Genomic DNA, 11425 nt, shown 5'->3' with positions numbered 1-11425 from the left:
TCGCTTCGCTCTACCCATCCTACGGGCTACGGGCGCGCTCTTCTCACTCCGCGGCTTCCTTGACGGAACGCTCTTCCGGATGTTCCTCGTCCTCAGCATCGCTCGAGCTGCTCCAGCCTGCGAACAGATTGGAGAGCTTGTCGAGATAGAGGTAGACCACCGGCGTCGTGAACAGCGTCAGCGCCTGGCTCACGATCAGGCCGCCGACCATGGCGTAGCCGAGCGGCTGGCGGATTTCCGATCCCGTGCCGGTGCCGAGCATCAGCGGCACGCCGCCGAGCAGTGCCGCCATTGTCGTCATCATGATCGGACGGAAGCGGAGCAGGGCGGCCTGCCGGATCGCGGCCTCCGGCTCCAGGTGATCGTCGCGCTCGGCCGCGATCGCGAAGTCGACCATCATGATGCCGTTCTTCTTGACGATGCCGATCAAGAGGATGATGCCGATCAGCGCGATCAGGCTGAAGTCGAATCCGGCCGCCATCAGGATCGCGAGCGCGCCGACGCCGGCCGACGGCAGCGTCGACAGGATGGTGATCGGATGGATGTAGCTCTCGTAGAGGATGCCGAGGATCAGGTAGACGACCACGAGCGCGGCGAGGATCAATAGCGGCACGGTGCTCAGCGATTGCTGGAATGCTTGCGCGGTGCCCTGGAAGCTCGAATTCAGCGTCGGCGGCGCCCCCAAGTCGACCATTGCCTTCTGCACCGCTTCGGTCGCCTGTCCCAGCGCCACGCCCTGCGCCAGGTTGAAGCTGATGGTGATCGCCGGGAATTGACCCTGGTGGCTGATCGAGAGCGGCCGCACCGGCACGCTGGTCCAGGTCGCAAAGGTGGACAGCGGCACCTGCTCGCCGGTCAGCGGCGACTTCAGATAAATCTTGTTCAGCGTGTCGATGCCGGCCTGCAGCTCGGGCAACACTTCGAGGATCACGTGATAGCTGTTGAGCTGGGTGAAATACTGCGTCACCTGGCGCTGGCCGAACGCATCATACAGCGTGTCGTCGATCAGCTGCGGCTGGATGCCGTAGCGCGAGGCGGTGTCGCGGTTGATCTTCAGCTCGAGCGTGGTGCCATTGGTCTGCTGGTCGGTCGCGACGTCGCGCAGTTCGGGCAGGGTCTGCATCTTCGCCAGGATCTTCGGCGCCCATTCGTTCAGTTCGGCGAGATTGGCATCCTGCAGCGTGAATTCGAACTGGGTGCGCGTCGGCCGGCCGCCGAGGCGGACGTCCTGCGCCGCCTGCATGAACAATCTGGCGCCTTCGACCCGCTCGAGCTTCGGCCGCAGGCGTGCGATGATCTGCTGCGCATTGGCGGAACGCTGGTCGCGCGGCTTCAGCGTGATGTACATGGTGCCGTTATTGCCCGACCGGCCGCTGCCGCCGACGGCCATGGCCACCGTCGCCACGTCAGGGTCGGCGAGCACGATCTTGCCGAGCGCTTCCTGCTTGCGCTTCATGTCGACGAAGGAGATGTCCTGGTTGGCTTCGGACGTCGCGGTGATCAGGCCGACGTCCTGCTGCGGGAAGAAGCCCTTCGGGATGATCACGAACAGGTAGACCGACAGGGCGAGCGTCGCGAAGAAGATCATCAGCGTCGTGAACTTCCAGCGCAATGCGAGGTCGAGCACGCTTTGATAGGCCCGCAGCATGGCATCGAAGCCGCGCTCGCTCATCGCGTAGAAGCGGCCATGCTTGGTCTCGCCATGGGCGCGCAGGAAGCGCGAGGCCATCATCGGGGTCAGCGTCAGCGACACGAACATCGAGACGAAGATCGTCATCGCCAGCACCACCGCGAATTCGCGGAACAGGCGCCCGATGATGCCGCCCATCAGGAGCAGCGGGATCAGCACCGCGACCAGCGAGATGCTGATCGAGACGATCGTGAACCCGATCTCGCTCGCGCCCTTGAAGGCCGCCGCCATCGGCTTCTCGCCTTCCTCGATATAGCGCGTGATGTTCTCCAGCATCACGATGGCGTCGTCGACCACGAAACCCACCGCGATGGTCAGGGCCATCAGGGACAGGTTGTCGAGCGTGTAGCCGAACACCCACATCAATGCGCAGGCGCCAAGCAAGGCGAGCGGCACCGTCACAGTCGGGATGACCGTGGCCCAGAAGCTGCGCAGGAACACGAAAATCACCATCACGACCAGCCCGATCGTGAGCAGGAGCGTGAATTGCACGTCTTCGACCGCGGCGCGGATCGTGGTGGTGCGATCGCTGATGACGTCGATCTTGATCGCCGGCGGGATCGCGGCGACCAGCCGCGGCAAGGTTGCCTTGATCTTGTCGACGGTGTCGATGACGTTGGCGCCGGGTTGTTTGAAGATGACCAGGAATACGCCGCGCTTGCCGTTGGCCCAGGCCGCCTGCTTGGCGTCTTCCGGACCGGCGACGGCCTGGCCGATATCGCGGATTCGCAACGGGCCGCCATTGCGGTAGGCGATGATGACGTCGTTCCAGGGGGCCGCCTTCAGGAGCTGGTCGTTGGCGTAGATCGTATAGGCGCGGGTATCGCCGTCGATATTGCCCTTCGGACTGTCGACCGTGGCGCTGGTGATGGCGGCGCGCACGTCTTCCAGCGACAGGCCCTTCGCCACCAGCTTGCCCGGATCGATCTGGACCCGTACCGACGGCTTCTGCTGGCCGCCGATGATGACCTGGGCGACGCCGGAGATCTGGCTGATCTGCTGCGCGAGCTGCGCGTCGACGGCATCGCTGACCTCGGTCAGCGGCAGCGTCTCCGAGGTCGCCGACAGCAGCATGATCGGGGAGTCCGCCGGGTTGACCTTGCGGTAGGTCGGCGGCGACGGCAGGTTCTTCGGCAATTGGCCGCTTGCGGCATTGATGGCGGCCTGCACGTCGTTGGCGGCGCCGTCGATGCTGCGATTGAGGTCGAATTGGATGGTGATCGATGCGGTGCTGAGATAGCTCGTCGACGTCATCTGGGCGACGCCGGGAATCTGCGCGAACTGGCGCTCCAGCGGCTGGGCCACCGAGGTCGCCATGGTTTCCGGGCTGCCGCCCGGCAAATTCGCGGTGATCTGGATGGTCGGGAAGTCGACCTGGGGCAGCGGCGCGACCGGCAGCAGCGGATACGCCACGAGGCCGACAAAAAGAATGCCTGCCATCAGCAGCGAGGTGCCGATGGGGTAGCGGATGAAGGGAGCGGAAATGCCGTAGCTCATTCCGGCTTCACCTTGGATTGCGTCGCATCCGAGCTCGCGACCGCGGTGCTCACGAGCGCGCCGGGCGAAACTTTATACTGACCTGAGGTAATCACCTGCTGGCCCGGCGATAACCCCTCATCGACCACGGATTTGCCGTCGATGGAGTAGCTCACCTTGATCTGGTGCAGCTCGGCCTTGTTCTCCTGGCTGACAGTATACGCGTAAAGCCCGTCCGTGCCATGTTGGATGGCATCGTCGGGAACCACGGTCGCGTCCTTCAGCGTCCGCACCAGGAGCCGCGTCGACACCGATTGGCCCGGCCACAGCGCGTGGTCCTTGTTCTCGAACACCCCCTTCAGCCGGATAGTTCCGCTGGTCGTATCCACCTGGTTGTTGATCAGCGCGAGAACGCCAGTGGACAGGAGGCGCTTGCCGTCGGTGGAGTAGGCGATCGTCTTGGGAGGGGAGGCCGCCAGCGCCGCCTTGATGTCAGGCAATTGGTCCTCCGGCGCGGTGAAAATCACCGCGATCGGCTCGATCTGGGCGATCGAGACGATGCCGGTCTGGGTCGCGGCATTCACGATGTTGCCGACATCGACCTGGCGCAGGCCGGCGATCCCGGTGATCGGTGCCTTGACGGTCGCGTAATCAAGCTGCGTCTGCGCATTCGTGATCGCGGCATCGTCGGCGGCGATCTGCGCCGTCAATTGCGCGACCATGGAGCGCTGGGTGTCGGTCTGCTGGCGGGTAGCGAACTCGCCGAGCCGGGTGAAACGCTGCAGATCGAGCTTGGCGTTGGCGAGATTCGCCTCGTCCTGCTGCTTCTTGGCCGTGGCCTGGTCAAGCGCGGCCTGATATGGCCGCGGATCGATCTCGACCAGGACGTCGCCCTTGTGGACGAGCTGGCCTTCCTGGAACGCAATCTTCATGATCTGTCCATCGACGCGGGTGCGGACCTGGACGGTGTTGAAACCCTGCACGGTGCCGAGACCGGTCAAATAGACCGGGAAATCGGCCGTTTCGACGCGTGCAATCCGAACCGGGACGGGCGGACGGGCAGGGGCGGCAGTCTTTTGCCCATCACCACGGGCGGCGTGCTCCCCGCCATAGCGCTGCCAACCGAAATAGCCCGCGGCGCCGATGGCGGCGACCAGCAGCACCCAACCTATCGTTCGTGACTTGGACATGCACGCTCATGGGTTCGAAGACAATTATAGGTGTTTAAAACCGTTCCGGGGAAACCATATAATGCGTGAGCACTTAATGTGTACACACACTAACACTTGAGAATTCTAAACATTTGGAAAGGTTTAGAAGCATGATCCGGGAGAGCGGAAACCGGTTTCCCCCGCGGCAAATGCGAAGCGTTGCGGCGCGATCATGCTCAGACAAAGAGATGAGATCGTGACCAGATCCCGTCCAATCGGATCACGATCTCGGACCGCGTTCCTGGAGCCCCCTCATTCGGCGGTTGAAACCGACATGTCGCTCGATCTGAAACGCCAGCTTGTTTCGCAGCTTGTCGAAAGTTCGCGCCTGTTGCGAAACTACATCGACCATCGCGCGAAGTCGCGCGGCACCACCCGCGCGCAATGGATCGTGCTGTTCCGGCTGCGGGACCAGGAGGGGCTGTCGCAGGTCGATCTCGCCGACGTGCTCGAATTGCAGCCGATCTCGCTGGTGCGGCTGCTCGACCGTCTGGTCGAGCACGGACTGCTCGAACGCCGGCCGGATCCGAAGGACCGCCGGGCCAACCGGCTGTTCCTCACCGACCGCGGCCGCCAGCTCGTCAACGATCTCGACAGTCTGCGCGATGCGATCGCAACCGACGTGCTGCACGACATTCCCGATCAGAGGATCGAAGCCAGCCTTCAGACTCTCCAGGACATCAAGGATCGCATCAAGTCTGTCGGCGAAGACCCGGACGTTGCGGTGAAATAGTCGCGCCGCGTGATGCTGCGCCATGCATCCCATCTTCGAACCGGTTGAATCCGGAATCGATGTCGTTCATATCGCGGCCCGCGAGCGAAATCGGGGTGAGCGATGGAAGAGTTGAACGGACGCATGATGGCCTGCCAGATCCTGATCACGGGATTGATCGCGCGCGTCGCCAATGAGCAGAAGGATCCGCTGCGTTTCCTCACCGATTTCCGTGACGAGATCAAAGCAGTGGTGAATGGAGTCAACATCGCCGGCGAGGACATCGACCGCGTGCGCCAGGTCGCGCTGCGGACGGTGGACGAATTGTTCTCGCTGATGAAGCCGCCGAGCGCCGATTAAGCTTCGTTCGTGACCGAACCGTGCGGTGATTGATTTCGCAGCGCTTTTCCCATTTTCTAGAATCGTTATTAGAACGATTTCAAACAACAAGATTAGAAGCGTTCTGATCTGGATCGATTCAAACGAACGATCCACGTATTCGCGTTGACCCGAAATTTGGTCGCCGATACCACCCGCCCTGAGACACAACGTCGCGCTCAAAGCGCGCAAATCAAAATTCAACGCGGGGGCGTCTGATGAGCAACGCAAAGGCACCGAGGTCACTACGTTTCGATACAGCGATCGACTCTGTCGGCGAACGGTTCGAGGGCTATTCGGGCAAGAAGGTGTCGACGGTCGCGGGCCTGATCGCCGTCGCATCGTTTTCCGGCGCCGAGGCGCAACAGTCCAACTTGCCGCCGGTGAACGTGGATGCGCCGGTGGCGCGGCCACGTCCGGCGACCACGAAGCCTACTCCGGATCAAGTCCGGGCCCGCACCGCATTACGGCGTGCATCACGTCGCACGCAACAGACGCAGGTCGCAGCGGTGCCTTATCCCAATGCTGGCGGGCTCCCCGCCGATCGCGATCCCTATGCGGATCCTGCCGCGCCCTACAAGGTCGATCGCGTGCAGGAATCGGGAAAGTTTCCCGAGCCGATCCTGAACACGCCGAAGACGATCACGGTTCTGTCCAGGCAAGTGCTGGAAGACAAGAACGCCACCACATTGCGGCAGGCGGTGCTGAGCACGGCCGGTGTCACGCTCGGCACGGGCGAGGGCGGCAACGCCTTTGGCGACCGCTTCTTCATCCGCGGCTTTGATGCCCGCAACGACATATTCATCGATGGCGTCCGCGATGCCGGCGTCAGCGTGCGCGAGAACTTCTTCACCGAGCAGGTCGAGATCCTGCGCGGCCCGGGCTCATCCTTTGCCGGCCGTGGCACCACCGGCGGCGCCATCAACATCGTCACCAAGCAGGCGACGATGGCGGGGAATTTCTACAACATGGACACGACGTTCGGCACCGACCGCACCAAGCGCGTCACGCTCGACGTCAACCAGGTGATCAGCCCGACGCTTGCCGTGCGCGCGGGCGGCCTGTTCCAGGACGCCGGCGTTGCCGGGCGCGATTACGTGTCCGATGACCGCGGCGGCGGGTTCGTCGCGGCGAAGTGGACGCCGATCGATGCGGTGAAGGTGACCGCAGGCTACATTCACACCGATCTTCACGGCCTGCCTGATTTCGGCGTGCCCTATTTCCGGCCGAGCACGGCGAGCAAGGCGGGTGGCCCGTTCCCGGATTTCGGCGTCAACCGCAACAATTGGTACGGTTTCACCGATCGCGACTTCTCCCAGGTGAAGCAGGATATCGGCACCATCAATGCCGAGGTGCAGATCACGCCGGATCTCGTGCTCAGCAACAAGACCAGGGCCTCGCATTCGCTGCTGAACTACATCGGCACGTTGCCCGAGGCGCCCGTGCTCGTGAACCCGCTCATTTTCTCGACGTTGTCAGCCAATCCGCAGAGCCGCTATCAGACCACCGATACGCTGGCCAACCAGACCGAAGCTACCTACAAATTCGACACCGGCGGTTGGCGCCACACGGCGCTCGCCGGGGTCGAAGTGTCCCGGGAGACCTCGAGTATCGACAAGTACACCGGCCTGAGTTCGGAAGCCATTGGCGCGCCTTTCTCCGGCACGGGCTCGGTCACGGGTGTCAGCGTGTACAACCCGCAATACACGTTCCTGCCGTTTGGACCGACCCCGACGCTTGCAGGTCTCCCGACCAAGATCGGGATCGACACCACCAGCGGTTATCTGCTCGACACCGTCAACTACAACGATCTCGTCATCCTCAATGGCGGCATCCGCTACGACAGCTACGACATCAACACCAGCGGCTTCGGCACCGTCAGCGGCGTTCCCAACGTGTTCGGAAGGCAATCGGCCGAGTTCGGTCTGCCGAACTTCAATCTGGGCATCGTGCTCAAGCCGCTTCCGATCGCGAGCGTCTATGCGGCCTATGCCACTTCTTCCAATCCAGTTGGTGCGGAGTTCGACGGCACCAGCACGGCCTATGGCGGACTCTCGCCGGTGCTGAACGGCAATACCAATCAGATCTTCGGTCCCGAGAAGAACCGGGCGATCGAGGTTGGCACCAAATGGGAATTGTTCGATCGCCATCTGTTGGTGACGGCGGCGCTGTTCCAGACGGAAAAGGACAACGCGCGTGAATCGGTCAACATCACGCCGGCGACCGCCACCGCGTCCTGTCCCTATCCCGCGAACACGACCGGGACCGTGCCCTGCATCAGTGCCGGTGCTGCCTACCGCATCCGCGGCATCGACCTCGGCGCCGGCGGCAAGATCACGGACAAATGGAGCATCTTCGGCGGACTGGTGCTGATGGAGTCCGAGGTGACGAAATCGCTGGTTCCGCCGGCGAACACGATCCTCTACAGGACCAATGTCGGCCTGCCGCTCGCCAACGTCGCGCATCAGTCGTTCAGCCTGCTGACGAAATATCAGCTCACCGACATGTGGGAGATCGGCGGGCAGGCGGTCTACCGCTCCAAGATCTATGGCGGCACCTTCCTCGCGGCGAACCAGGGCACGCAATTGCCGAGCTATTGGCGCTTCGATGCGTTCGCGGAGGCGAAGCTCAACCAGAACTGGAGGGTCAAGCTGTTCGTGAACAACATCTTCAACAAGCTCTATTACGATGCGCTGTATCAGAGCCCGGCTCCGTTCGTGCTCGAGGCGCCGGGGCGCGCCGCCTATCTCGTCGTCTCGGCGCGGTTCTGAAACGGCAGAGCATGCTGATTTGTGTTCCGAATGTTCTGAGCAAGGCCGATGTGGCGGACGTCCGCCGCATCATGGATGCCAGCGCATGGGAGGATGGACGTTCGACGGCAGGTGCGGCATCGGCGCTGGTGAAGCGCAACGAGCAATTGCCGCCGGATAGCGAGGTCGCACGCCAGCTTGGCAAGCGCCTGCTGTCGGCCCTTTCGGCCAGTCCGCGCTTCATCTCGGCGGCGATCCCGCTTAGAATCTTTCCACCTTTGTTCAATCGTTACGTCGCCGCCGACGGTCACCATTTCGGCCTGCATGTCGACAACGCGGTGAGGGGAGACCATCTCACCGGCTTGCGGATCCGCACCGACCTTTCGGTCACGCTGTTTTTATCGGAGCCTGATGAATATGATGGCGGCGAACTCGTCATCGAAGATCTCTACGGCTCGCATGAAGTAAAGCTGCCGGCCGGCGACCTCGTTCTTTATCCTGCTTCTAGTTTGCATCTGGTCACGCCGGTGACGCGAGGCGCGCGGGTTGCGTCTTTCTTCTGGCTGCAGAGCATGGTACGGGATGCCCACGCTCGCAGTCTGATCTTCGATCTGGACACCGCTATCCAGGCCTTGGTGGAGCGGCTTGGGCGAGACGACCCCGAAACGGTCAAATTGACCGGCATCTATCACAACCTGATACGCCACTGGGCCGAAGTATGAACATCCTCACTACCCGCGCGACACTAGCAGCACTCTCCATGCTGACGCTGGTCTCGCTGATGGCACCGTCATGGGCGCAGCAGCAGATGGCGCCCGCCGCAACAGCTCCATCCGCGCCCGTCGCGCAACAGGCTGCGCCCGCCGCGCCGCAACCGCCGGCAGAGGCGGCGACGCCAGCGCAATCGCCCTCTGCGGCCGCGCCGGCCGCATCGCAGGGAACTCAGGATGTCAGTGCGGCGCCTGCCGATGGCGAGGGCAAGACGCAGAAATCGGCGACCATCGCCGGGCTGAAGGAACTGTCGCCCTGGGTGATGTTCTGGAATGCCGACATCGTCGTGAAGGCAGTGATGATCGGTCTCGCCTTTGCATCGCTGGTGACCTGGACGGTGTTCATCGCCAAGATGATCGAGCTCGCCGTCGTGCAGCGCAAGTTGCGCGGCGCTCTGGCCAAGATCAGCGACGTGCGCTCGCTCGCTGAAGCGCAGTTCGCGCTCGGCGCCAAGGGCAGCGTGCTATCGGCCCTGATCGCCGCGGCGATGCGGGAAGGGCGCCTGTCGGCCGGCATCTCCAGCGATGCCGGCATCAAGGAGCGTGCGGCGTCGAGCTTTGCCGAGATCGTGCGTGCCGAAGGCCGCCGTATCCGCATCGGCATGGGCTTGCTCGCGACCATCGGTGCGACCTCGCCATTCGTCGGTCTGTTCGGCACCGTCTGGGGCATCATGAACAGCTTCATCGGCATCTCGAAATCGCAGACCACCAACCTCGCGGTGGTCGCGCCCGGCATCGCCGAGGCGCTGCTCGCGACCGCGATCGGCCTGGTCGCGGCGATCCCGGCCGTGATCATCTACAATCACTTTTCGCGGGTGACGAAAGGCTATCTCGAACTGGTCAGCCGCGCCTCGGGCGCAGCGGCGCGGCTGTTGTCGCGCGACCTCGACCGCACCCACGGCAGTATGTCCAGCGGCGCACATTCGCGCGCGGCGGCGGAGTAAGCGATGGCTGTCTCGATCGCAGACAATGACGGCGACGACGACGATTTCGCGGAATCGCACGAGATCAATGTCACGCCGTTTATCGATGTCATGCTGGTGTTGCTCATCATCTTCATGGTAGCTGCGCCGCTCTCCACCGTCGACCTGCCGATCGATTTGCCGACGTCGAGCGCGACGCCGCAGAAGAAGCCGGACAAGCCGACTTATCTCAGCATCAAGTCGGACCTCACGCTTGCGATCGGCGAGAATTCGGTCAAGCGCGCCGAGCTGGTGCATTCGCTCGATACGCTCGCCGACATGAGCAAGGATAAGTATGTATTCCTGCGCGCCGACCGCGCCGTGCCCTATGGCGAGCTGATGGGGGTGATGGAAATCCTGCGCTCGGGCGGGTACAACAGGGTTAAGCTGGTGACGCTCGAGGGCGTTCCCGGCGCTCCTGCCGCACCACAAGCCGCTGAGCCGGCAAAAAACTGACGACGGGCAGCGATGTCTGATCTAGATCTCGAACAACGGTCTTCCCGGCGGCTATGGATTGGCGCCGCAGTGACTGCGCTTGCGCTGCATCTTGGCGGCGCGGCGCTGGCGCTGGCGAATTTGCGCGGCGATGACGTTGGCGACGGCCTGGGCGCGAATGCCGCCGAGTTCGCGGTGGAGATGGCCTCGCCCAAGGTCGAGGACGAGAATCTGCCCCCGGGTCCCGACGCCGATGCGTCGCAGGCCTCTCCGCAACTCTCCGAGCAGAAGGCCGAGGTCAAGGAGACCGACCTTCCGAAGGACGTGCCGCAGGAGTCCGAAGACCCCGACCGCATCGTGACGCAGAACGACTCGAAGAAGCCCCAGGAAGACGATCCCAAGGTCCAGGCCGTCCAGACCCAGGCCTCCGAAGAGGCGCCCGCCCAGGAAGCAACCGCGCGGCAGACGCTGGAGGAGAACGCGCCGGAGGCCGAGCAGGCCAAGGCCCCCAATCGCGGCATCGGCAAGGACAGGCAGAAGCTCACCGCCGACTGGGGTCGCAAGATCAGCGCCTATTTCGAGCTGCACAAGCGCTATCCGCACAACAAGAGCAAGGCGACCACCGTGAAGGTCAGCATCGTGCTGAACCGCCGCGGCAACGTCGTCAACGTCGCCGTCGCGGAATCCTCAGGCGATCCGGCCTTTGACGACGCGGCCATCTCAATGGTCCGCCGCTCCGATCCGGTCCCCGCACCCCCGGCCGAACTCATCGAAGACCAGTTCGCCTTCAGTCTCGACGTGAACTTCAAGAAGCCGAAGTAACGGATTGAGGCAAAACGCGGATTTTGCCCTAGGGTGGGTAGAGCGAAGCAGGCCCACCACTTCCTCCGTCATTCCGGGCTCGATGCTGTCGCATCGCCCGGAATGACGAGTGCGATCCGTGCGAATTTCTTCAACCCGATCAACGTGATTTGCCCTGTCCAGCCTTGCGGCGAAAAACATTCCGCTTCCGCCGTCGGGCAAATCAGTGATTTAACTCCG

9 protein-coding genes are annotated in these 11425 nt (G+C 63.0%); 7 read left to right on the top strand and 2 right to left on the bottom strand.

Going from position 1 to position 11425, the window contains the following annotated elements; translation table 11 throughout:
* Nucleotides 1-43: 43 nt before the first annotated feature.
* Nucleotides 44-3187: an efflux RND transporter permease subunit gene (locus K288_RS0134740; RefSeq protein ID WP_027583690.1), complete on the bottom strand. Its 3144-nt coding sequence runs from the start codon at nucleotides 3185-3187 to the stop codon at nucleotides 44-46.
* The gene (locus K288_RS0134735) at nucleotides 3184-4356 is read right to left on the bottom strand and encodes an efflux RND transporter periplasmic adaptor subunit (RefSeq protein ID WP_027583689.1); all 1173 of its coding nucleotides are present in this window, start codon (nucleotides 4354-4356) and stop codon (nucleotides 3184-3186) included. The genes K288_RS0134740 and K288_RS0134735 overlap by 4 nt, the downstream gene beginning before the upstream one ends.
* A 295-nt stretch (nucleotides 4357-4651) precedes the next feature.
* On the opposite strand from K288_RS0134735, the gene K288_RS0134730 reads away from it, so the two are divergent.
* From K288_RS0134730 to K288_RS0134700, 7 genes are all read left to right on the top strand, one after another.
* Nucleotides 4652-5110, top strand: coding sequence for a MarR family transcriptional regulator (locus K288_RS0134730; RefSeq protein ID WP_027583688.1), 459 nt, complete (start codon nucleotides 4652-4654; stop codon nucleotides 5108-5110).
* A 102-nt stretch (nucleotides 5111-5212) separates the two neighbouring features.
* Entirely contained in the window at nucleotides 5213-5449 is a 237-nt protein-coding gene (locus tag K288_RS0134725) for a hypothetical protein (RefSeq protein WP_027583687.1), read from the top strand.
* A 236-nt stretch (nucleotides 5450-5685) separates the two neighbouring features.
* Nucleotides 5686-8238, top strand: coding sequence for a TonB-dependent receptor (locus K288_RS0134720; protein WP_027583686.1), 2553 nt, complete (start codon nucleotides 5686-5688; stop codon nucleotides 8236-8238).
* 11 nt (nucleotides 8239-8249) lie between these two features.
* Nucleotides 8250-8939 (top strand): Fe2+-dependent dioxygenase, encoded by a 690-nt coding sequence (locus tag K288_RS0134715; RefSeq protein ID WP_027583685.1) that lies wholly within the window; start codon nucleotides 8250-8252, stop codon nucleotides 8937-8939.
* Nucleotides 8936-9931 (top strand): tonB-system energizer ExbB, encoded by a 996-nt coding sequence (gene exbB / locus K288_RS0134710; protein WP_027583684.1) that lies wholly within the window; start codon nucleotides 8936-8938, stop codon nucleotides 9929-9931. The genes K288_RS0134715 and exbB overlap by 4 nt, the downstream gene beginning before the upstream one ends.
* 3 nt (nucleotides 9932-9934) lie before the next feature.
* Nucleotides 9935-10405 carry a TonB system transport protein ExbD gene (gene exbD, locus K288_RS0134705; RefSeq protein WP_027583683.1) on the top strand — a complete coding sequence of 157 codons (471 nt, stop codon included), beginning with the start codon at nucleotides 9935-9937 and terminating at the stop codon, nucleotides 10403-10405.
* A gap of 12 nt (nucleotides 10406-10417) precedes the next feature.
* Nucleotides 10418-11206 carry a TonB family protein gene (locus K288_RS0134700; protein WP_027583682.1) on the top strand — a complete coding sequence of 263 codons (789 nt, stop codon included), beginning with the start codon at nucleotides 10418-10420 and terminating at the stop codon, nucleotides 11204-11206.
* Nucleotides 11207-11425: the final 219 nt, after the last annotated feature.

Origin of the sequence: Bradyrhizobium sp. Ai1a-2 (assembly GCF_000426245.1) — a bacterium.
In the GTDB taxonomy this organism is placed as follows: Bacteria; Pseudomonadota; Alphaproteobacteria; order Rhizobiales; family Xanthobacteraceae; genus Bradyrhizobium.
This window is presented reverse-complemented; position numbering and strand designations above follow the sequence as displayed.